The organism is Stenotrophomonas sp. GbtcB23 (genome assembly GCF_019091045.1).
GTDB lineage: Bacteria > Pseudomonadota > Gammaproteobacteria > Xanthomonadales > Xanthomonadaceae > Stenotrophomonas > Stenotrophomonas rhizophila_A.
This window is the reverse complement of the sequence record NZ_JAGXKC010000001.1, coordinates 1-21,903: the sequence shown is the minus strand read 5'-3', so window position 1 is coordinate 21,903 and position 21,903 is coordinate 1. Positions and strand designations below refer to the sequence as shown.

The 21,903-nt window shown below is 65.2% G+C and carries 23 protein-coding genes and 1 pseudogene; 13 read left to right on the top strand and 11 right to left on the bottom strand.

Annotated features, from left to right (window positions below):
* The 6 genes from KVS69_RS00115 to KVS69_RS00090 form a co-directional block, all read right to left on the bottom strand.
* Nucleotides 1-858, bottom strand: coding sequence for an STAS domain-containing protein (locus KVS69_RS00115; protein WP_217535655.1), 858 nt, complete (start codon nucleotides 856-858; stop codon nucleotides 1-3).
* A gap of 170 nt (nucleotides 859-1,028) precedes the next feature.
* Nucleotides 1,029-1,319, bottom strand: coding sequence for a PQ-loop repeat-containing protein (locus KVS69_RS00110; protein WP_217535654.1), 291 nt, complete (start codon nucleotides 1,317-1,319; stop codon nucleotides 1,029-1,031).
* A complete protein-coding gene (locus KVS69_RS00105) occupies nucleotides 1,319-2,020 on the bottom strand; it encodes a glycosyltransferase (protein WP_217535653.1) in 702 nt (233 codons plus the stop codon). Before KVS69_RS00105 ends, KVS69_RS00110 begins: the two co-directional genes overlap by 1 nt.
* Nucleotides 2,017-2,604, bottom strand: coding sequence for a class I SAM-dependent methyltransferase (locus tag KVS69_RS00100; RefSeq protein ID WP_068854131.1), 588 nt, complete (start codon nucleotides 2,602-2,604; stop codon nucleotides 2,017-2,019). Before KVS69_RS00100 ends, KVS69_RS00105 begins: the two co-directional genes overlap by 4 nt.
* The gene (locus KVS69_RS00095; protein ID WP_217535651.1) at nucleotides 2,601-3,359 is read right to left on the bottom strand and encodes a PIG-L family deacetylase; all 759 of its coding nucleotides are present in this window, start codon (nucleotides 3,357-3,359) and stop codon (nucleotides 2,601-2,603) included. Before KVS69_RS00095 ends, KVS69_RS00100 begins: the two co-directional genes overlap by 4 nt.
* On the bottom strand, nucleotides 3,347-4,309 hold the full coding sequence (locus KVS69_RS00090; protein WP_068854133.1) for an acyl-CoA dehydrogenase: 963 nt from the start codon (nucleotides 4,307-4,309) through the stop codon (nucleotides 3,347-3,349). Before KVS69_RS00090 ends, KVS69_RS00095 begins: the two co-directional genes overlap by 13 nt.
* Before the next feature lie 167 nt (nucleotides 4,310-4,476).
* On the opposite strand from KVS69_RS00090, the gene KVS69_RS00085 reads away from it, so the two are divergent.
* From KVS69_RS00085 to KVS69_RS00060, 6 genes are all read left to right on the top strand, one after another.
* Nucleotides 4,477-4,641 (top strand): hypothetical protein, encoded by a 165-nt coding sequence (locus tag KVS69_RS00085; RefSeq protein ID WP_167693307.1) that lies wholly within the window; start codon nucleotides 4,477-4,479, stop codon nucleotides 4,639-4,641.
* A 161-nt stretch (nucleotides 4,642-4,802) separates the two neighbouring features.
* Nucleotides 4,803-7,040 (top strand): ATP-binding protein, encoded by a 2,238-nt coding sequence (locus KVS69_RS00080; protein ID WP_217535649.1) that lies wholly within the window; start codon nucleotides 4,803-4,805, stop codon nucleotides 7,038-7,040.
* Nucleotides 7,037-7,510 carry a response regulator gene (locus tag KVS69_RS00075; RefSeq protein ID WP_217535648.1) on the top strand — a complete coding sequence of 158 codons (474 nt, stop codon included), beginning with the start codon at nucleotides 7,037-7,039 and terminating at the stop codon, nucleotides 7,508-7,510. The genes KVS69_RS00080 and KVS69_RS00075 overlap by 4 nt, the downstream gene beginning before the upstream one ends.
* The gene (locus tag KVS69_RS00070) at nucleotides 7,503-9,896 is read left to right on the top strand and encodes a hybrid sensor histidine kinase/response regulator (protein ID WP_217535647.1); all 2,394 of its coding nucleotides are present in this window, start codon (nucleotides 7,503-7,505) and stop codon (nucleotides 9,894-9,896) included. The genes KVS69_RS00075 and KVS69_RS00070 overlap by 8 nt, the downstream gene beginning before the upstream one ends.
* Nucleotides 9,897-9,911: 15 nt before the next feature.
* Nucleotides 9,912-10,106 carry a hypothetical protein gene (locus KVS69_RS00065; RefSeq protein WP_093534700.1) on the top strand — a complete coding sequence of 65 codons (195 nt, stop codon included), beginning with the start codon at nucleotides 9,912-9,914 and terminating at the stop codon, nucleotides 10,104-10,106.
* A gap of 344 nt (nucleotides 10,107-10,450) precedes the next feature.
* On the top strand, nucleotides 10,451-13,009 hold the full coding sequence (locus tag KVS69_RS00060; RefSeq protein WP_237334282.1) for a TonB-dependent receptor: 2,559 nt from the start codon (nucleotides 10,451-10,453) through the stop codon (nucleotides 13,007-13,009).
* Between the two features lie 53 nt (nucleotides 13,010-13,062).
* Here the strand turns inward: KVS69_RS00060 and KVS69_RS00055 are convergent, their stop codons facing one another.
* Nucleotides 13,063-13,215, bottom strand: coding sequence for a hypothetical protein (locus KVS69_RS00055; protein ID WP_217535643.1), 153 nt, complete (start codon nucleotides 13,213-13,215; stop codon nucleotides 13,063-13,065).
* A gap of 610 nt (nucleotides 13,216-13,825) precedes the next feature.
* On the opposite strand from KVS69_RS00055, the pseudogene KVS69_RS21315 reads away from it, so the two are divergent.
* The 3 genes and pseudogenes from KVS69_RS21315 to KVS69_RS00045 form a co-directional block, all read left to right on the top strand.
* A pseudogene (locus tag KVS69_RS21315) lies at nucleotides 13,826-14,500 on the top strand (MBL fold metallo-hydrolase); the annotation flags it as partial.
* 109 nt (nucleotides 14,501-14,609) lie between these two features.
* Nucleotides 14,610-14,747: a hypothetical protein gene (locus KVS69_RS21000; protein ID WP_254621954.1), complete on the top strand. Its 138-nt coding sequence runs from the start codon at nucleotides 14,610-14,612 to the stop codon at nucleotides 14,745-14,747.
* 117 nt (nucleotides 14,748-14,864) lie between these two features.
* Complete coding sequence (locus tag KVS69_RS00045) at nucleotides 14,865-15,818, top strand: alpha/beta hydrolase (protein ID WP_217535640.1); 954 nt, start codon at nucleotides 14,865-14,867, stop codon at nucleotides 15,816-15,818.
* A 247-nt stretch (nucleotides 15,819-16,065) separates the two neighbouring features.
* Here the strand turns inward: KVS69_RS00045 and KVS69_RS00040 are convergent, their stop codons facing one another.
* Nucleotides 16,066-16,989 (bottom strand): hypothetical protein, encoded by a 924-nt coding sequence (locus KVS69_RS00040; protein WP_217535639.1) that lies wholly within the window; start codon nucleotides 16,987-16,989, stop codon nucleotides 16,066-16,068.
* A complete protein-coding gene (locus KVS69_RS00035; protein ID WP_217535637.1) occupies nucleotides 16,986-17,930 on the bottom strand; it encodes a LysR family transcriptional regulator in 945 nt (314 codons plus the stop codon). The genes KVS69_RS00040 and KVS69_RS00035 overlap by 4 nt, the downstream gene beginning before the upstream one ends.
* Nucleotides 17,931-18,031: 101 nt before the next feature.
* Here KVS69_RS00035 and KVS69_RS00030 point away from each other — a divergent pair, with 101 nt between their 5' ends.
* From KVS69_RS00030 to KVS69_RS00020, 3 genes are all read left to right on the top strand, one after another.
* Nucleotides 18,032-18,361 (top strand): nuclear transport factor 2 family protein, encoded by a 330-nt coding sequence (locus tag KVS69_RS00030; RefSeq protein ID WP_217535634.1) that lies wholly within the window; start codon nucleotides 18,032-18,034, stop codon nucleotides 18,359-18,361.
* Entirely contained in the window at nucleotides 18,358-19,140 is a 783-nt protein-coding gene (locus KVS69_RS00025; RefSeq protein WP_217535632.1) for an SDR family oxidoreductase, read from the top strand. The genes KVS69_RS00030 and KVS69_RS00025 overlap by 4 nt, the downstream gene beginning before the upstream one ends.
* Before the next feature lie 138 nt (nucleotides 19,141-19,278).
* Entirely contained in the window at nucleotides 19,279-20,058 is a 780-nt protein-coding gene (locus KVS69_RS00020; protein ID WP_217535630.1) for an alpha/beta hydrolase, read from the top strand.
* Between the two features lie 195 nt (nucleotides 20,059-20,253).
* Here the strand turns inward: KVS69_RS00020 and KVS69_RS00015 are convergent, their stop codons facing one another.
* Both KVS69_RS00015 and KVS69_RS00010 read right to left on the bottom strand, forming a co-directional pair.
* Complete coding sequence (locus KVS69_RS00015) at nucleotides 20,254-20,523, bottom strand: DUF333 domain-containing protein (RefSeq protein ID WP_217535629.1); 270 nt, start codon at nucleotides 20,521-20,523, stop codon at nucleotides 20,254-20,256.
* Between the two features lie 189 nt (nucleotides 20,524-20,712).
* On the bottom strand, nucleotides 20,713-21,192 hold the full coding sequence (locus tag KVS69_RS00010) for a hypothetical protein (protein ID WP_217535627.1): 480 nt from the start codon (nucleotides 21,190-21,192) through the stop codon (nucleotides 20,713-20,715).
* A gap of 249 nt (nucleotides 21,193-21,441) precedes the next feature.
* On the opposite strand from KVS69_RS00010, the gene KVS69_RS00005 reads away from it, so the two are divergent.
* Nucleotides 21,442-21,903 (top strand): hypothetical protein (locus KVS69_RS00005; protein WP_217535626.1); only part of this gene is annotated, 462 nt, incomplete at its 3' end.

Below are 21,903 nucleotides of genomic sequence, written 5' to 3'. Positions count from 1 at the left end.
TCAGCGCGCTGCCTTGGTCACCGTCTGGCCGGTGCGCTTGAGCGCCAGTGCCAATGCGTCGGCCAGGTTGGCCTTGGTGACGATGCCCTGCAGGTCCAGGCCCAGGTGCACGATGGTCTGTGCGATCTGGGGGCGCACGCCACTGATGATGGCGTCGGCGCCCATCAGGCGGATGGCGGTAACGGTCTTGAGCAGGTGCTGGGCGACCAGCGTGTCCACGGTGGGCACGCCGGTGATGTCGATGATGGCGATTTCCGAACCGGTGTCGACGATCCGCTGCAGCAGCGATTCCATCACCACCTGGGTGCGCTGCGAATCGAGCGTGCCGATCATCGGCAGGGCCAGCACGCCCTCCCACAGCTTCACCACCGGGGTGGACAGTTCCAGCATTTCTTCCTGCTGGCGCTGGATCACATCCTCGCGGGTCTTCTGGTAGACCTTGACGCTGTGCAGGCCAAGCCCGTCGATGAGTTCGGAAATCGCCCACAGCTGATCGCCGACCGCCTTGGGGTCGTCGGCGAAGTTCTGCTGGACCAGCTCGAACAGCGGGCGCTTGAGCGAGAACAGGAAGCTGGCGGTTTCCGAGGAGCTGAAGCCCTTGAGCACGCGGTCACGCGAGAGCTGTTCGAGGAACTGGCGGGTGTCCTGCCATTCGCTGCCGGCCACGCCGGTGCCGTTGGTGGACACTGCCGCCTGGAACAGGCGCCAGAAGTCGCGTACCTGGACATCCAGCTCACGCGTGCTCAACCGGCCATCCTGGCCCTGGCCGGAGCCGGCCAACTGGTCGCCCCACTGCGCCACCACGGTGTCCTGGTGGGTACGAAGAAGGTCGATCGTGCGCTGCTGCAAAGCCGCCATGGGGAGATTCCTAGGTAGGAAGGTGTGAAAGCCCCGGCACGCAACGCGCCGGGGCTTGGAATTTTCCTGAGCTTAAATGAATTCAGCTACACGGACCATTACGACAACGGATGACGCGTGAAGGCCGTGTGCACAACACTGACTCATTCAGAATAGACGGGCGCGGGCCCTCATTTTCTGCCGGTGGAGGGAGCGTTCTGCGCCTTGCGCCTGCGCATGGCGAGCACCTGGCCGACCACCGCCGTGATGAGGATCAGGCTGTTGGTGACCACGAAGACCGTGGAGCCCAGCAGCGCGCTATACACGATGAACAACACCGAGGCCGTGATCTGGCCGACGAACAGCCAGGTGGAGACGCCCTCCACCGACCCGGCCTGGTGCTGCTTGTAGATCTGCCGCACCAGCGTGGCGATCAGCACGGCCGTGGCGGCCCAGCCCAGCAGGTCGGCGGGCTGCTCCATCACTCCGCCGCCACGTGGGCCGGCAGCAGCGGGGGCCCAGCCCCCATCACCTCGCGCTCCAATGCGCGCAGGAATCCACTGAAGCCGTGCGGCGCACGTGCGGTCCGCCGCGCGCTGGTCGCCACGGCAGGGCGGGCCAGCCAGGCGATGCGGGCACCGTTGCCGGCCAGTGCTTCGACCAGTGCAACATCTTCCCCCGTGCGCAGGGCCGGAAAGCCACCCACCGCCAGATAAGCGGCCGCGCTCATGCCAAGGTTGGCCCCATGGATGTGCCGGTGCCCATCCTGCACGATTTCCCGCTCGGAGAAGGCTTTGCGCACCCGCTCGGGGTAATCGAGCCAGTCCTCCACCTCTACCACGCCACAGAAGGCATCGGCGCCGCACAGGCTTTGCCGCCACAGCCAGTCCTGCGGTACGGCGGTGTCGGCGTCGGTGCTGGCGATCCAGCGCGCGCCATGCGCCAACACGTGGCTGGCCGCCGCTGCCCGCGCGGTGCCCACGCACTGGGCGTCCACGGCCACGGTGATTGCCCCATGTCCGGCGCACACCGCCTCCGTGGCATCGCTGCATGCGTCGAGCGCGACCACCACCAGCACCGGCTCGCGGCCCAGACCGGGATGCGCGGCCGCCACGGCGATGGAGGCCAGGCAGCGACCAATGGCGTGCGCTTCGTTGTGTGCGGGCACGATCACGCCGATCATCGCAGGCCTTCCCAGCGGGCAACGCTGGTCGGTTCCCGACTCCACGCCTGCATCAGCAGGTCAGCGTCCTGGTAGCAGAAGGCCTCGTCCAGGCCACGACCGAACGCGCGGTGCACCTGCTGGGCCGAGCTCAGTGCTTCCTCGAACGGGTGCACCCAGTGGCACGCCAGCAGCAGGCCGTCATCAGCAAGGCTGCCACGCAGCTTTGCCGCCATCGCCACCACATCCTGCGGTGCCAGGTAGTAACCGACCTCGCTGACCACGATCAGGTCGAAGCGCTCCGCGGGCCATTGTTCGGGATGACGGGCCTGTTCAAGCCGCACGTTTCCAAGGTGCCCGGTCGAGCGTGCCGCGTCTGCCAGCGCGGCCTCGCTGAGGTCGGTCGCCAGCAGCGCGTCGCAGCGTGTTGCCAGCTCTGCGCTCAGCACGCCATTGGAACACCCCAGCTCCCACGCATTGCCGTAGCGCGGCCGGGGCAGGCAGGCCAGCGTAAGCGCGCGCTTGCGCGCCTCGTACCAGCGGTTGCGGTACTGGAACGGGTCGGGCTGCTGGTAGATCTGTTCGAAATAGGCACGGGTGTTCATCCAATCAGCACCTCGAAGGAACGCCGGAAGCGGGCGAGTACGTGTTCGGGAAGGATCGGCTCGCAGCCCAGCGCCTCGCCTTCCCCGGTCTGCGTCGCAAAGACCGCCATGGCTTGGCGCTTGCGGGCCTGCGCGTCCGGGCACAGCGCAATGCGCTGCGCGGTCGTCCACGGACCGGTGGACGCCAGCGCATCCAGCCAGTGCCAGGCCCAGACCGGATATTGCAGGCTCCTGGCACCGCAGAGGGCCGCCGCCGCAAGCGCCGCACGCCCCACCGCTTCATGGTCCGGATGGGCGTCGTGGATCCAGGGTGCCAACACGACGTCGCCTGGTGACACGCAGGTGCGGAGATGCGCGACCAGGTCGGCTTCGTGCCGCGCCACCGCACCATCCGGCAGGCCAAGCGAGGTCACATGGGTGGCGTCCATGCCCAATGCCTGCATCGCCGCCGCCAACTCGCGTCGGCGCGCATCACGCAGGCGTGCCGGTGTCCAGCGCGGGTGGTCGGGGTAGCAGGCTTCGCCGTCCGTCACCGACACCACCTGCACTCCGCACCCCTGTGCGGCCGCCGCCTGCATCAGGCCACCACAGCCCAGCACCTCATCGTCGGGATGGGGCGACACCACGATGAGCCGTCGCGCGCCGAGCAGCACGGTGTCAGCTTCCACCAATGGCAATGCGTCCAACCATGCACAGCGTTCCCACGCCGACTCCGGCGTGCCCCGCCCTTCGATGCGAACCGCTACAGCGTCCACGGCTGCTCCTGGCGCTGGATGGCCCGGCCCAGTTCGGCCCAGTCGCGGTCGGCATGGCTCTGCCGGATGAAGACGGTAAGATCCGCCCAGCGCTGGGCGTGGCCGGGATCCAGGCACATGGGCGCAGGGCCCAGCGCGCGTCCGACCGCATCAAGCACCTGCACACAGGCGCGCTCCACGACGCTGCGCACGCGGGTCACGTCGGACGTGTGCGGCTGCGATGGCATCGCATCGATCCAGGCAGCCAGTTCGCGCAGCAGCGCCGCCGACGCCTGCAGCGCCATGTCCACCTGGCCAAGCAATGCAGCGGCCTGGGCGTTGTCGTCTACGCGCGGCGAGCGCTGCAGCGGTGAGGCCAACGCAACCGCGGCGCCATACCAGCACGCGGCGATACCGGCACCGCCATGCCAGAAGCCCGGGCGCGCGAGGTAGGCGCCGGGCGCGCCTATGGGCTCGGCGCGTACGTGGTCGAACTGCACCGTGCCGCTTGGAATGCCGCCCATGCCGGTGGCATGCCAGCTCTGCGGCTGCAACAGGATGCCGGGCGCGTCAGTGCGCAGGCACACCAGCCGGGACGCGTCGCCGCAGTGGGCAGTGACCAACGCCACATCGACCAGACCGGCGCCGGAGCACCAGGGCTTGGCGCCAGTTACCGTGCCCGTCGCTTCGTCGTAGCACAGCGTGGCCTGGGGACCTTCCGCCGCCCAGACCGCCGCAAGCGTTCCGTCCGCCAAGGGAGCCGAATGCAGGTCGTCCAGGATCGCCTGGGCGTCGTAGTGGGCCTCCATCACCTTCGCCACGCACAGATCGCGCCCGGCAATGGCCGCCAACGCCCGCCAGCGCGCCAGCGTATGTCCACGCCCGGGCAGCGGCAGCGACGGCTGGCGTGCCAGCACCTCTCGCGCGGCGGACTCCAGCGCGGGCGCGGCATGTTCGACGATCTGATCCATATATATAACCGGTGGAACCGTGTTCTTCGGGCGGGTCAGGCAAGGGATACCGTGCCCTGCGTAGCCGGGTGGTGACCGCGATGTGTGGGCACCGTGCAGCGCGTGCGGACATCGCCCTCACCTTGTCGCGCCCAAGCTCGGATTCCGCACCCACTGAGGCGACTTCCATGGCAACCCCCTCCTCCAATCCGCTGGAAGGCAAGGACGACCAGCAGAAAGCCCATACCCCCGACACGCTGCGCAACGATGATGCGAAGTGGAAGGACAAGGACATGCCCGAGCAGGACACCACCGCCACGCCGGACGACTACGAGCGCCCCGCCAAGCCCTGAGCGGCCATCGCCTCCGTTCCTCACGGATCGGGGAGCAGTGATATGCGAAGCTATGCCGGTGGGCCCCTGACGGCGGCGTGGACCCCCGTGCCCGCCGATACAGGGCTGCTCCAGTGGTTGAGCATCGTCTTTTGATTACGGTACCCGGTGGGGGTCAACGAATGTCGTCCTGGAAAGTGAGTGAACCCGCGTTGGATCTCAACAGCTGTGCCAGAGAGCCGATACGCACTCCGGGAGCGATTCAACCCTACGGCCTGATCCTCGTCCTCGACCCGGCGACCCTGCGGGTCAAGGAACGCGCGCTGTCGCGCCCGGACCTGATCGAGACCTTCGGCGACCCGCTCGGCCAGACGGTGGATGTGGTGCTGGGCGCCACGCTGGCCGCCTGCCGACCGACCCTTGAGGCGCTCAAGCCGGACACCTCCCAGTTCCTGGGCGCACACACGATCGGTGAACATGGCAGGCACCAGGTGCTGGCCCATCGGACCGGCAACGATCTCATCGTGGAGCTTGAGGAGCCGGTGTCCGGTGAACCGGGCTCGCTTGAAGACCTGTACCCGGCGATCCGCCGCTTCATGGGTGCCATCGAGCGGGTGGCCAGCACGCAGGAGCTGTGCGAGCTCGCCGCCGTGCAGATCCGCGAGCTGACCGGTTTCGACCGGACCCTGGTCTATCAGTTCGACAAGGAATGGAATGGCGCGGTCGTCGCCGAGGATGGCAACGGGGTTCTGCCCAGCTACCTGGACCTGCGCTTCCCCGAATCGGATATCCCCGCGCAGGCGCGCGCGCTATACCGGCAGAACCGCGTCCGCCTGATCGCCGACAGCGATTACCAGGCCGTACCGCTGGTGCGCGACGCCGCCAACGCCGATGCCCCGCCCACCGACCTCAGCCCCTCCATGCTGCGCAGCGTGTCGCCGGTGCACCTGCAGTACATGCGCAACATGGGCACGGGCGCATCGATGTCGGTGTCGCTGCTGCGCGAAGGCGAGCTGTGGGGGCTGATTTCCTGCCACAACCAGGCGCCCAAGCGTGTTCCCTACCATGTGCGCACCGCCTGCGAGTTCATCGGCCAGATCCTGTCGCTGCAGATCACGCTGAAGGAACGCGCGGCCGTGGTCGAAGAACGCATCGCCCGTCGCGCGATCCAGGTGCGCCTGCTCGGCCGCATGGCCGGCGACCAGGATTTCATGGCCGCGCTGGGCCGGGACCAGCAGAGCCTGCTCGCGCTGACCCAGTCCGCCGGTGCGGCGATCGTGCATCGCGGTGAATGCATCCTGCACGGTGAGTGTCCTGACGAACCGCAGGTGCTGTCGCTGGTGCAGTGGCTGACCGCGCAGCAGCATGACGGTGACCTGGTCTGTACCGACCGGCTGCCGCTGGAATGGGCGCCGGCCGATGCCTTCGCAGACGTCGCCAGCGGCGTGCTGGCCATTTCCATTTCCCAGATCCACGACAGCTACGTGCTGTGGTTCCGGCCCGAGGTCGTGCGTACCGTGCGCTGGGGCGGTGACCCTCGCAAGGAAGATACCGGCCTGCCGCTGTCCCCGCGCACCTCGTTCGAGGGCTGGAAGGAAACGGTACGCAAGCAATCATTGCCGTGGAACGACGTGGACCGCGACGCGGCGCTGGAACTGCGTACCGCCATCGTCGACATCGTGCTGCGCAAGGCCGAGGAAATGGCCGCGCTCAACGAACAGCTCCTGCGCAGCAACAAGGAGCTGGAGGCATTCTCCTATTCGGTCAGCCACGACCTGCGCGCACCGTTCCGCCACATCGTGGGGTATTCGGAGCTGCTGTGGGCCTCGGCCGGCGAGAGGCTAAACGATTCAGAAAAGAGATTTCTCGACACCATCGTTGAATCTGCACAATCGGCCGGAACACTGGTTGACGACCTGCTCAGCTTCTCGCAGATGGGCAGGTCCACGATGGGTCAGATCGCAATGGACATGACCGCCCTGGTCGAGGACGTCCGGCACAAGCTGGACATGGAATACGACGGCCGCACCATCCACTGGGTGGTGCCGCATCTGCCGCGCGTTCAGGCCGACCCGGGCATGCTGCGCCTGGTCTGGCAGAACCTGCTCTCCAACGCGATCAAATTCACCCGCGATACGCCCAACACGGTCATCGAAGTGGGCCACTACCGCACCGATACCGAAAACGTGTTCTACGTCCAGGACAACGGCTGCGGCTTCGACATGCGGTACTTGGACAAGCTCTTTGGCGTGTTCCAGCGCCTGCACCATGCTGACGAGTACGAAGGCACCGGCATCGGCCTGGCCAACGTGCACCGCATCATCACCCGCCACGGCGGCAGGACCTGGGCGGAAGGCCAGGTGGGAGTGGGCGCCAAATTCTATTTCACCATTCCCTTTGCTACTGGAGACAAAGTATGAGAGATCTGCGGCCGATTCTGCTCGTGGAAGACAATCCGAAGGACGCTGAGCTGACGATGGCTGCACTAGCCCGTTGCCAGCTGCTGAACGATGTCACCCATGTGCGGGACGGTGTGGAGGCGCTGGAGTACCTGCGTACCGAGGGCCGGTACGAGGGCGCCATGCACGGCGGCCCGGTGGTGGTGCTGCTGGACCTCAAACTGCCCAAGCTCAACGGGCTGGAAGTACTCAGGGAAATCCGCGGCGATGCCGCGATCAGCAGCACCCCGGTGGTGATGCTGACCTCCTCGCGAGAGGAGCAGGACCTGATCCGCAGCTACGAGCTGGGCGTGAACGCCTTCGTGGTCAAGCCGGTCGATTTCAAGGAATTCCTGGAAGCCATCCAGGGGCTGGGCATGTTCTGGGGCATCACCAACCAGCCGCCGCCGCACGGCACACTGTTTGGCGCGAAGAGTCGAAAAGATGGCTGAGGATGTAACCGGCAAGCCGATCCGCATTCTGATGGTGGAGGACAGCGCGCTGGACGCGGAGCTGATCACCCTTCAGCTCAGCCGCGCCGGCCTGCCCTTCACTGCGGAGCGCACCTGGTCGGACCAGGGAATGCGCGATGCACTGGCGAACAACGACTTCGATGTGATCCTGGCCGACCATGTGCTGCCCGGTTTCAGCGGCGACCTGGCCTTGGTGCTGGCCACCGACGTCGCGCCCGAAGTGCCTTTCATCTTCGTCTCCGGCACCTTGACCGAGGAACTCGCGGTCGAGGCGCTCAAGCGCGGCGCCCGCGACTACGTGGTCAAGTCGCGCCTGCAGCGCCTGCCCGAGGCGGTGTTGCGCGCGATCAACGAAGCCAAGGAGCGCCGCAGGCTGCGCCGGGTGGAAACCGAGCTGCACGAAAGCCACCGTCGGCTGGGCCTGATCACCGATTCGCTGCCGGCCCTGATTGCGTACCTCGATCGAGGGCACCACTACCGCTTCGCCAACCAGGCCTACGTCGAATGGCATGGCCTGGTGCCGGAAGACGTGGTCGGCCTGCACGCCCGCGAGCTCGTCGGTGATGAAGGCTTCGCGCTGCTGCAGGAGCATTTCGACAAGGTCCTGACCGGACAGAAGGTCAGTTTCGAGGCGCTCACCCCCCGCCGCGCCGGCGCACCGCGCTACGCCCAGGTGGACTTCGTACCCGAGCTGGATGCCGACGGGTCGGTCATGGGCTATTACGCCATGGCCCGCGACATCAGCGAGCTCAAGCACGCCCAGGCCCTGCTGAAAGCCAGCAACGAATCACTGGAGCGCCAGGTCAGCGAACGCACCTCTGCCCTGCACCGCAGCGAGAGCCGCCTGCAGGCGCTGTTCGAATCCAGCTTCCAGCACCAGAACCTGCTGACCCTCGATGGGCACATCATCGACACCAACTCCGCCTCGCTGGCCGCGATCCTGGCCACCAAGGAGGATGTCCGCGGCGCGCTGTACTGCGAATCGGCCTGGTTCGCCAGTACCGAAGGCGTGCCGGCCATCGTCTGCCAGGCCGTGCTGGAGGCGGCCGCGGGCAATGCTTCGCGGCATGAGCTGGACCTGCTGCTTCCCACCGGCAAACGCACCTTCGAGTTCTCGTTCCGCCCATTGCTCGACCACCAGGGCACGATCACCGCCGTGGTTTCCGAGGCGGTGGAAACCACCGCGCGCCGCCAGGCCGAGGAAGCACTGCGGCAGAGCCAGAAGATCGAAGCCGTGGGCCAGCTCACCGGCGGCATCGCGCATGACTTCAACAACATCCTGACCGTGATCGCCGGCAACGTGGAGTACGCCAAGCTGCTCACCGAACGTCTGGGCGATGTGGCGGACGGCTCCACGCGCGCGCTGGACAACGCCCTGAAGGGCGTGATGCGCGCGGCCAATGTCACCCAGCGGCTGCTTGCGTTCTCGCGCCGGCAACCCCTGCGCAGCCTGCCGGTCGACCTCAATGCACAACTGCGCGACATGGAAGACATGCTGCACCGTTCGCTGGGCGAGCTGGTGCAGCTGGAAATCGTGCACCACCCGGACATCTGGTGCGTGGAAGTGGACCCCAGCCAGCTGGAGGCATCCGTGCTCAACCTGGCGGTCAACGCCCGCGATGCCATGCCGGAAGGCGGCCGCTTGGTGATCGAAGTGGACAACGCCCACCTGGACAATGACTTCACCGCGCAGAACCCCGACGTTCCGCCGGGCCATTACGCAATGCTGCGGGTCAAGGACACCGGCCACGGCATGTCCGCCGAGACGCTGACCCGCGTGTTCGAACCATTCTTCACCACCAAGGAAGTTGGGCGCGGCACTGGCCTGGGCCTGTCCATGGTGTACGGCTTCGTCAAGCAGTCCGGCGGCCACGTGCTGGTGGATTCCGCGCCCGGTGCCGGCACGTCGATCACCCTGCTGTTCCCGCGTTCGGCAGCCGAGCTGCCGCAGGCCGGCCAGACCGAGCACCGGGGCCTGGGCGGTTACGAGATGCAGGAGGAGGCCACGGTGCTGGTCGCCGAGGACAACGACGACGTGCGCGCGTATACCGTGGACACGCTGCGGCAGCTGGGTTATCGCGTGCTTGAAGCACACGACGGCGCCTCGGCCATGCGCCTGCTCGAGCGCACCGACGTGGACGTGGACCTGTTGTTCTCGGACATCGTGATGCCCGGCATGTCCGGTTGGGAACTGGCCAAACGCGCGCTGGCGCACAAGCCGGCGCTGCGGGTGCTGTTCACCTCCGGCTACCCGCGCGACATCGACGCCAGCGGCGCGGTGGGTCGCAACATCGCCATCCTGGGCAAACCGTTCACCCGCAGCGACCTGGCGCGCTCGATCCGCGGATCGCTGAAGGATGAATGACACGAGACCGTTCCCATGACGCCGCTCGACAAACCCCTGCGCCGCGAAGTCCAGATCGGCGATGAGTCCTACACCCTGACCCTCGACCCCGAGGGTCTGAAGCTGGTGCGCAAAGGCCACCGCAAGGGGCTGGATCTGCGCTGGGTGGACCTGGTCAGCGGCGATGCGGCCCTCGCGGCCGCGTTGCAGGCATCGCTGGAAGCGCCCTGATTCCAGCGGGCTGACAGGCCAGATCTGTCCAGATTCGCGGCACCGATCTCATTGCGGATGAGATCTCAATCACACTTTTCTCCGCTTTGCCGCATTCAACGGGTGCGGATACGGGTCCGTTTTGCCTCACGTCTCTTGAACGAATGAGGTCAAAACGAAAGATACGTTGCAGTATTGTTTACGTTCTGTTAAGTATTTGTGCAGCGCACCAGGTCCGCTGGCACGCAAGGAGAACGACCGGATGAGCACGTAACGAGAACGACCCAACCACAACCAGACTGCAGGGTGCATGCATGAACGACCGCATTGGCAAGTGTGTTCACGCTCCGAAAGCAATTTCGCCATTGGCATCTTCAGTAAAGGCGGCACTCGCTGCCGCACTGCTGCTCACCAGTTCCGCCGCAGTGGCACAGAACAGCGACAATGCTTCGACCAACCCGGAAACCGCGACCCTCGATACGGTTTCAGTACTGGGCAGCCGCACCAAGCCCCGCACCGTTTCCTCGTCCGCGGTACCCATCGACATCATCAGCGGCGAAGAGTTCCGCAACCAGGGCGCCACCGATGCGCTCGACCAGCTGAAGGTGCTGGTCCCCTCGTTCAACGTCAGCACCATTCCCATCGATGACGCGGCCAGCCTGATCCGCCCCGCCAACCTGCGTGGCCTGCCGCCGGACAACACCCTGCTGCTGGTCAACGGCAAGCGCTTCCACCGCGCGGCGGTCATCACCTTCCTGGGCCACGGCCTGTCCGACGGCGCACAGGGCCCGGACCTATCCGTGTTTCCCTCGCTCGCCTTGGAACAGGTGGACGTGCTGCGCGACGGCGCCGCCGCCCAATACGGTTCGGATGCCATTGCCGGCGTGATCAACTTCGGCCTGAAGAAGCTGCGCGAAGGCGGCACGGCCGAAGTGTTCACCGGCCAGTACTACAAGGGCGACGGACTCACCACCCAGTACTCGGCGCAGATCGGCCTGCCGCTCACCGAGCGCGGCTTTGCCACGCTGACCGCCGAGTGGCGCAAGGTCGATGACACCTCGCGCAGCGTGCAGCGCGATGATGCGGCCGCAGCGATTGCCGCTGGCTACCCGGGCGTGGGCGAGCCGGCGCAGATCTGGGGCTCGCCGAAGGTCGACGACGACCTCAAGCTGGTCGCCAACCTGGGCCTGAGTACCGACAGCGTGGACTTCTACCTGTTCGGCAACTACGCCAAGCGCGACGTGGATGGCGGCTTCTACTTCCGCGACCCCACTGCACGCTCGGGCGTGTACTCCAACGACGGCGGCGACACGCTTCTGGTCGGCAACCTCACCGGTGCAGGCGCCTGCCCGACCATCGCGCTGCGCGACGGCGGTGGCAACCTGCTGCCGTACAGCACGGTGAGCGGTGCTGTCGCCGCGCTGCCGGCCAACTGCTACACCTTCCTGTCCAGCCTGCCGGGCGGCTTCACCCCGCGCTTCGGCGGCAAGCTGGAAGACAGCTCCGTGTACGCCGGCGCCAAGGGCAACTGGGGCGAGTGGTACTGGGACGTGAGCGGGTCGTGGGGCCGCAACGATATCGAGTTCATCATCTACAACACCGTCAATGCCTCGCTCGGCCCGGACCAGCCGGCCGGCCTGTACTTCCGTCCCGGCGGCAACACGCAGACCGAGAAGAGCGCCAACATTGACGTGAGCCGCGATATCGCCACCAGCTTCACCAGCCAGCCGCTGCGCCTGGCCATGGGTGCCGAGTGGCGCGAAGAGAGCTTCGAGATCAGCCCCGGCGATGGTCCGTCCACCGCGATCGGTCCGCTGACCGAACAGGGCTTCGCGCTGGGCTCCAACGGCTTCAACGGGTTCAGCACGCGTACCGCCGGCACCTTCGACCGCCGCAACTGGGCCGCGTATGCAGACCTGGAAGCGCAGGTCACCGAGCGCTTGCTGCTGGCCGGCGCGCTGCGCTTTGAAGATTTCGATTCGTTCGGCAGCACCACCAACGGCAAGGTCACCGCGCGCTTTGACTTCAACGAACACTTCGCGTTGCGCGGCGCGTACAACACCGGTTTCCGTGCGCCCACGCCGGGCCAGGCCAACATCAGCCAGATCAGCACCGTGTTCGGCGGCACCGCACTGGAAGACATCGCCACCCTGCCGCCAACCAATCCCATCGCCCAGCTCAAGGGCGCCCAGCCGCTGACCCCGGAAGAATCGAAGAACGTTTCGCTGGGTGCGGTGTGGACCGAAGGCGATTGGCTGATCACCCTGGACGGTTACCAGATCAAGGTCGAAGACCGCATCGCGCTGAGCACCAGCTTCGCGGTCACCCCGGAAGAACGTGCGGCGCTGGTGGCCGGCGGCAACCCGGAAGCGGCCTCGATTTCGCAGGTGACTTACTTCGGCAATGCGTTTGATACCACCACCACCGGCGTCGACCTGGTCACCAGTTTCAAGAGCACCCACTTCGGGGGCGACACCACGTACTCGCTGGCCGCCAACTGGAACCGGACCGAGGTCGACCGCTTCGACCCGGACTTCATCGACGAAGCGCGCGTGTACAAGCTGGAGAAGTCGCTGCCCAAGACCAAGGGCTACTTCAGCATTCATCACCAGCGCCAGATCTTCAACGCCAACCTGCGCTTCAACTACTACAGCTCCTGGTATGAGGATCACCTGGACAGCGGCGTGATTTCGGCGGCCGATGGCGGCCTGCCGATCTACGGCGGCAGCGCGTTGATCGTGGATGCCGAAGTGGGCTGGAAGTTCGATTCGGGCCTCTACTTCAGCTTGGGCGCGCAGAACCTGTTCGACCGCACCCCGGCCAAGAACCCGTGGTCCGGCGTGGCGGGTGCGGAGTACCCGGTGCATTCACCGTACGGCTTCAACGGCGGGTTCTACTACGCGCGGGTGGGCTGGAAGTTCTGACAGGGCTGAGACTGGCATGGGGTGCCAGCACAGGCACCCCATGTTCAGATGAACTACGCCTCTGCGCCACCGCTTATCCGCTCTTTGGTCTCCATGGCCTTGGGGCGGCCACGCAACGATTTTTGCAACGGCTCCGGCAGGTCATCCAACGTCACTGCGCGCTTGAAATCAGCATCCGACCACTCCGGATTTTCGGAGTCAGGCATTTCGGCGCTTCTATGCTTGTTCATCGCATCAACTGCGGCTCAGTCTTGGAGCAGGAAAGCCACCCCGCCGTTGCTGGCGGGGTGGTTGCGCGTTCGGTAATCACGTGCGCTTGCGTGAATCAGGCTGCGAGCAGGGTGTCCTGTTCGTTCTGATCGTAGTAATCAGCATTGGCGATTACAGTTTTTGCGCCGATTACGTCGGTCGCCTCTCGGGCTGTCCACATTGACTGCTCGCCACGTCGAAACCAGTGCAGCCCCTTCAGCTGGGCACCGAGGCTGGTGCACATGTGGTGGAGCTGGCGGGAATCGAACCCGCGTCCGCAACGCATCCTCTCTGCTTCATACAGCCATAACCCGTTGCCAACGACTGCATTCGGGGTTTCTCGCCACACACGGCGAAGGCGCATTGAACCGCCATGGGAGGCAAGCGGCTTTCAGGATTCGCTCATTTCCCAAGCTGCCTGAGCTTTCGCAGGAAGTACCGCGCCGGCATTGCTGCGTGATCGGCAACAGTGTGAGCCCCTGCGCGGATCTACTGCCCGCGCGCGCCCTTCCCTAGGCTGATCCCGCACGGCGCCCCTGCCGTGGATCCCGCCAAGGAGATTTCCTCATGTTCACCCTGGAAAACACCGTAGCCCCGCCCCCGCCGGCGCTCGACGAACTGGTTCCCTCACGGTACGCGCTCAAGGTGGGCGATATCGACGTGCTGGTGGTCAGCGATGGCGTGCTGCCGTTGCCCACCCAGATGCTCGGCCACAACGTCTCCGCCGCCGAGCGCGCGCCGTGGTTCAAAGAGATGTACCTGCCGCCGGATGCGCTGGACTGGGCGTTGAACGTGATGGTGGTGCGCAGCGGGGACCGCAACATCCTGATCGACGCCGGCCTGGGCATGGACCCCGACCTGAACCTGCCGCGCGCCGGCCAGCTGATCCGCCGCCTGGGCGCTTCAGGTATCAACCTTAACGAGATCACCGACGTGGTGATCACCCACCTGCACATGGACCACATCGGTGGCCTGCTGGTGGATGGCGTGAAGGAACAACTGCACCCGGAGCTGCGCATCCACGTGGCCGCCGCCGAAGTGGACTTCTGGAAGGCGCCCGACTTCACCCGCACCAACATGCCGCCAGGCTTCCCGGATGCGCTGCGCGCCACCGCTACCCACTTCCTGGCCGAGTACGGCAGCTACGTGCGCACCTTTGACGAGGTGCACGAGATTGCGCCGGGCGTCACCGCGCACCGCACGGGCGGCCACACGCCCGGCCACAGCGTGGTGCGCCTGAACTCGAATGACGAGGCCCTGACCTTTGCCGGTGACGCCATTTTCGCAGTGGGCTTTCGAGCAGCCGAACTGGCACAACGGGTTCGAACACGATCCAGAAGGCGCCGCGCAGGTGCGCATCACGCTGCTCAACGAGCTGGCCGGTACCGGCGAGATGCTGGTGGCCACCCACCTGCCGTTCCCGTCGGTCGGCCGCGTCTCGGCCGATGGCGACGTCTTCCGCTGGGTGCCGGTGTTCTGGGACTTCTGAGCCCGGCAGACAGGTGGACCCCAAATCAAATTTTCGGGACTTTAAGCCATCCTGCGTCCATTCAAGGGGTCCAAAGTAACCCCTGTCGCATCCATCCACCTTTTTGCAGGACACCCCATGAAGACGATCACCCGCACGCTGGCTGCCACCGCTCTCGCTCTCGCCATCCATGTAACTGCCACCGCTTCGGCTGCCGAGCCGGCGCGCCCGAGCGTTGTCGCCGACGAGGCGCGCACGGCCAGCTACATCACCACCGCCGACGGCGTGCAGCTGTACTACAAGGACTGGGGCCCGAAGGACGGTCCGGTGGTCACCTTCAGCCACGGCTGGCCCTTGGATTCGGACAGCTGGGAATCGCAGATGATGTTCCTGGCCAATCACGGCTACCGCGTGGTCGCCCATGATCGCCGCGGTCATGGGCGCTCCAGCCAGCCGTGGGATGGCAACGACATGGACCATTACGCAGACGATCTGGCCACGGTAATCAACACCCTCGACCTGAAGGACGTGACCCTGGTCGGCTTCTCCACCGGTGGTGGTGAAGTGGCGCGCTACATCGGCCGCCATGGCACCGGTCGGGTCAAGAAGGCCGTGCTGATCAGTTCGGTACCGCCGTTCATGCTCAAGACCACCGACAACCCCGGTGGTGTACCGATCGAGGTGTTTGACGGCCTGCGCAAGGCACAGCTGGAGAATCGCTCGCAGCTCTTCAAGGACATTCCCAGTGGCCCGTTCTACGGCTTCAATCGCCCCGGTGCCAAGCCGAACCAGGCACTGATTGATGCGTGGTGGGCACAAGGTATGCAGGGCGGCCTGAAGAACACCTATGACTCGGTCGCCGCGTTTTCGGCCACTGACTTCCGTCAGGACCTCAAGAAGTTCAACGTTCCCACCTTGGTCATCCACGGCGATGACGACCAGATCGTTCCGATCGATCTCGCCGGCCGCATGTCGGCCAAGCTGATCCCGGGCGCGAAACTGATCGTGTATCCGGGTGCACCGCATGGCCTGACCGAGACCCACAAGGACAAGGTCAACCAGGACCTGCTGGCATTCCTGCAGCAGAAGTAACGTCGCGTTCGGCCATTGCCCGCCGTGTTGCGCAAGGCGCCGGATACATATCCGGCGCCTTCATCTTTCCTGCGCACACGGACGGTAATAGCTTATGGCGATGCTGGCGCGCTCGTCCCGGAGTCACCCGACAGAAATCAGGGCGATACCATGGACGACATGGCACAGATCCGAATCACCTACTGATCCGCATGATTGAGCATCGCCGTGCCGCAAACCAGATTGCGCTGCCTGGCATGCACCCGGCTCAGCGCTGAGTAGGCAATCCGGGTGGTGTGCTTTCGTAAAACGCCCGTTCGCGGGCTGCGGCAGCGGCTTGATCGCGCGCATCCTCCTCGCGGTTTAGGCGATCGATCTCCTTGTACTCGGCCCATGTCTCCGGCGATATGGTTTCGAGGCGGTTGTCTGCGCGCAGCTGCAGCGACGCGGCAGGCGCCGTGGCCACGGCGAAGTTATCCATCAGCCACTGCTGCCGCACGTGCGGTGACGCATTCATCAGGTCGGGCTCGGCGTAGGTGTCCATCGGCAATATCTGCTCAGCCAGCGTCTGTTGGGACGACATGCGTACCAGCCTTACGACCAGGCGCTCCTGCTCTCGATCCTTCTGGTACACGGCGACAACGTCGCCCTGGATCAGCAGCACGTACCAGTAGCCTGCGATCGGGTAGACATGGAAGGGCGCGTGGCGGACCAGCAGCAGGTTACTGCCCTCATCGTAAAGCGCTGACCATCCCGGCGGCGCCGGGTCGGGCGCGCAGTCGATGCTGCTTTTCATGATCTTCTGAAGATGCACCGCACCGCCACTGGCGGAGAGCCGGGTCGCCCAGCAGCGGGCGCCGGTGTCGTTGTGCGATGCCAGCAGGATGGAGGATGCATCCAGCACCACCACGTCGCTGTGCACGACCGTATCCTTCAGTGCGTCCGGGTCCTGCAGCAACGCTGCGAATCCAGCGTCGGACAGCTTCTCGCCATCCACGTACAGGTCATAGCGGGTGTACTTCTGGTATTCGCTGACATTGATGTCCAGCGTACTCTGCGTCACCGCCACGACCTTCAGCGGATCGGCGGATAAAACGGTCTCGCGGCTGGTCCTTCCGCACGCTCCCAGGATCAGCGGCGCGGCAACGAGAAGGATGGCCATGCGCGACAACGCGCTGATGCTGGCGCTCATGGAACTCCGGGGTGCTGGGAAGGCGAGGCATGATCGTCACCGCCAAGGTCGCGGTCGAGCAGGCAGTCGATGAGGGCGCGCAGCGCGGGACGCAGGTAACGCCTGCTGGAATAGTACAGATACAGGCCCGGCACCGTGGGCGACCAGTCGGCCAGCACGCGCCGCAGCCGTCCATCGCGCAGGGCCTCGGCGATCCCATCGTCATTGTAGGCGTACAGGATACCCAGCCCCTGCAGGGCAGCAGGCACCACGATGTCCTGGTGGTTGGAGATCAGCGGGCCCTCGCCGACGTACTCGGCGCGCTTGCCGCGCTTGATGAATTCCCATCCCGCCACCTTTCCGCTGCCCGGGAAACGCCAGTTGATGCAGGCGTGGTTACCGAGGTCATCCGGTGTCCTGGGCTCACCATACCTGGCGAGGTAGTCGGGCGACGCCACCGCCAGCAGTTCGATGTCCGGCGTGAGCCGTACCGCCACCATATCCTTCTGCAGGCGTCCACCCACCCGGATCCCGGCGTCAAAACCCTCTCCGGCGATATCGGCCAAGCCATCGTCGATCACGATGTCCAGCACCACCTCCGGATGCGCCTGCGCAAACCGGCCCAGGCGCGGGGCGATCACCTTCTTCGCCGCCATGCTCAGCGTATTGATGCGCAGCGTGCCCGCCGCGCGCGCGTTGGCACCGACCGCTTCGGCCACGGCCTGGTCCATGTCGCGCAGCATCGGCGCTATGCGCTCATGCAGCCGGCGCCCGGCTTCGGTGGGCGACACGCTGCGGGTGGTCCGGTTCAACAGGCGAACGCCCAGGCGGGATTCCAGCTGGCGGATGACCTGGCTCAGGGCAGACCGGGACAGGCCCAGGTGATCGGCCGCCCGGGCAAAGCTGGTGCGATCCACCACCGCCACGAAGGCCTTCAGTTCCGCGAATTCAGCGCCGCGCATTGTGCACTGTTCCCTACATGGTCTGATCCGATCATAGGCGATTCTCTTACCCTCCAGATCGGCTCACGCTTGCTCCACCCCGAACCCACTGGAGGACTGCCATGAAAGACCTGAACCTGCCCGAGCCGATAGCCGCCTACTTCCATGCCGACAGCCAGGGCGCCGCGGCCGTGGCCCGCTGCTTCACCCGCGATGGAGTGGTGCTGGACGAGGGCCATACCCATGCCGGGCCTGCGGCCATCGAGGCGTGGAAGACCGATGCCTCCGCCCGCTACAGCTGCACCGCCACGCCGCACGCGCTGGAGCAGCATGGCCGCAGCTACCTGGTCACCAGCACCGTGGCCGGCAATTTCCCCGGCAGCCCGCTGGACCTGCGCTACGCCTTCACCCTGGAGCGCGGAAAGATCGCCCGGCTGGAGATCGCGGCATGAACTTCGATCTGGAACTGACCGGGAAGCGCGTGCTGGTGACCGGCGGCACGCGCGGGCTGGGCGCGGCGGTGGTCGAGCTGCTGGCGGGGCTGGGCGCACGCGTGGTGGCAACAGCGCGTACCTTGCCGCACGCGCCCATCAAGGGCGTGCATTACATGGAAGCAGATCTCGCCAGCGCTGAAGGCGCGCGCGAGGCCGGCGAGGCAACGCTGCATCACCTCGGCGGCATCGACGTGCTGATCAACGTGGTGGGCGGCTCATCGGCACCTGCCGGCGGTTTCGCCGCGCTGGATGATGCCGAATGGGCCAACGCGCTGGACCTCAATCTGATGTCCGCCGTGCGGCTGGATCGCGCACTGCTGCCGACGATGATCGCGCAGGGATCCGGCGTGATCCTGCACGTCACCTCGATCCAGCGCACCCTGCCGCTGCCCGAGGCGACCACCGCCTATGCCGCCGCGAAGGCCGCCTTGTCCACCTACAGCAAGGCACTGTCCAAGGAAGTCACGCCGAAGGGCGTGCGGGTGGTGCGGGTCGCGCCGGGCTGGATTGAAACCGAAGCCTCCGTCGCCTTCGTCGAACGTATCGCGGCCGAAGCACAGACCGATTACGAAGGCGGCAGGAAACGGGTCATGGACGGGCTGGGCGGCATTCCGCTGGGGCGACCGGCGCAGCCAGGCGAGGTGGCCGACCTCATCGCGTTCCTGGTCTCGCCACGCGCGGCTTCGATTTCTGGCACGGAGTACACCATCGACGGCGGGACAGTGCCTACGGTGTGAAGTAGGCGGGTCCAACGCAACTCGGACGCCTGATCAAGTTTTCAGGACTTTATGCGACCGATCGTGCGCGTGTGGCCGGCAAAGTAGCCCTGCCGGCCAACGCCGCCCCCGCAATCCCACCGTCCCGAGGAGTCGTCCATGTTCAAGCTCATCCCTGCAGTGTTCGCGGTCGCCCTGGCGGCCGCCCTCTCTCCCGCCCAGGCCAGCGACGCCCTTCGCGGCCAACCGGTGCACAACGTCGTGCTGGTGCATGGCGCCTTCGCCGATGGCAGCGGCTGGCGTGGGGTGTACGACGACCTGACCGCGCGTGGCTACCACGTGTCGATCGTGCAGAACCCGCTGACCTCGCTCGCTGACGACGTGAAGGCCACCCAGCGCGTGCTCGATCGTCAGGATGGGCCGGCCATCCTGGTCGGGCATTCGTGGGGCGGCACCGTGATTACCGAAGCGGGTGTGCACGACAACGTTGCTGGGCTGGTCTACGTGTCGGCGCTGGCGCCGGATGCGGGCGAGACCACGGCGCAGCTGTACACCGGTTTTGCGCCCACGCCTGAGTTCGTGATCGAAACCGGTAGCGACGGGTTTGGCTTCATCAAGCCCGACAAGTTCAAGGCAGGCTTTGCGCATGACACCAACGATGCGGACGCGGCATTCCTGCGTGATTCGCAGGTGCCGATCAACATGGCGGCGTTTGGCACTACCGTGACGCAAGCGGCGTGGCGCACCAAGCCGAGCTGGGCGGTGATCGCCACTGAAGACAAGGCGTTTGATCAGGCAATGCTGATCCACATGGCCGAACGCATCAATGCGCGCATCACCAAGGTGCCGGCCAGCCATGCGGTCTTCATGACCCAGCCCAAGGTGGTGGCCGATACGATTGATCGGGCGGCCAAAGAGGTCGGCAAGAAGTACAAGTAGGGCGCTTGCGGTCAACGGTCGCGTGGTACCGGGTGCGCCGGACCGTTGGTCCGGCGTTTGCCTGCGATGCTCATGCGCCCACATGGCCTTGCTTGCTATCAAGTTGCTATAAAACTTAGCAAGACTTTATAGGTCGTTGATACGTCACACCTATCGATTAAGCCTACTTGATTGAAAAGTCGGATTGGACCGGCGTCAGCTCGGCTTCTGCGCGGCGTCCCGCCGGAACAGCTCCCACTCATCGATCCGTTTGCCGTCCGGCAGGTGGCAGATGCCCCGCTCGTTGCCATCCCGGTCCTTCTCGATCATGACCTTACCACCGCGCTTCACGCAGTACTCGGACGCCGGGTTGGCCATGCCAACAGGAACACCATTCTCGCGTGCCTCCTGATTCTGCTGGGAACACCCCGCTGCTCCGGCGACCGCGATGGCAGCAGCGAGCACGGCAACATTGATGCGACGCATGAGCCATCTCCAGTACTGCCCTATTGGCTCAGGCAGTGTGGAACCGGAGTTGTGAACGTTCTGTAGCAGCAACACCGGTAGCGCCGGACCGTTGGTCCGGCGACTCTCCACATAGCCCGCGACAACATGAGCGGGCCGCATTTCCATCATCCGCCCCCCCCCTGGGCAGGCACGGACACGTGCAGGGCACTAGTGCACCGCCGCAGCCGCCTTGGTGGCTTCCGTAACAGCCGCAGGCGTGAGCGGCGAGTTGTAGACATCCACAACGGAGATCAACGCCAGCAGGTTCCTGATAGTCAGGTCTTCCACAGTTCCCGGGCAGTGCTCCAGTATGTCGATGAGTGCCAGCAGTTCCACGATGCGCAGATCATAGATGCGCAGCAGCTCGCGGATGACCCGGAACAGATCCGTCCTGGAGACATCGTCCGCTCCAATCAACCGGTTGACCAAGGTACCCGGTGCGTGAGGGTGTGCGCTGCGGGTGGAGTGAATGGCACCAATGACATCGCTGAGCGTAAGCGCCTCGAACGGCGTGTCGTTGGCAGTCAGATGTTCTTCGAACGTAAGCCAGGTGGAGCTCCCCCACTCCAGGGTATCGGCGATCTGGCCGAAGTAGTGGGTGAAGTCGACGGATGTGCGCGTGGGCGCGGTGAGATTTTCGGATGACATGGCGGGATTCCTCAGTTGAGTTGAGATCCAGCGCCCTGCAACGGGCTGGGCGCTGATGCGCCTTGCTCTTCGGGCTGCAAATCCCGGTCACCGATTTTGCGGTGACGATGCCATGCTGACGCTGGGAGACAGCAGAGTCAACGCGCTGCGCCTCAAACTGTGCGCGGCGCATCAACGGCAGGCTGGAAGCGTGCTCTGCATTCCGTAGTCGATGGTCTTTTTTTTGCGACGCACTGGTCGACGCGATCAGTGAAGGGCAGCCGCCTTAGCAAACGCGGTAATGGCGCGAATGTTGTCCGCACGCTCCACCTCTACACCCGCCTTTCTCAGATCACCTTCGATCTCATCGATGGCTCCCAAGATGCGCTGGTCATTACCGTCGGGCCGCTGGACAGCAACCAGCATATCGGGCGGCAAAAGATTGTGCTTCTTGAGACGCTGGATGCGGTCGACAAGACGACCACCGGTATCGAAGACTCTGCTGGCTTCATCCTTTGCGAGGTCGAGGGGCTTGATCGCAAGGTGCACATTCTCGCCACGCTTGTGAGCAAACGGGACGTTCAGGTGCAGATCTTCGTTGCCGATCACTGCTTCGTTGAACTACATCCGAAGGTACGCTTTGCGCAGCAGCTCGCGAACGCCTCGCTCGACCAACTTGTCGTGATAATCCTTGTTTGCGAAATCACGCTCAACCATCCTGGCGAACAACTG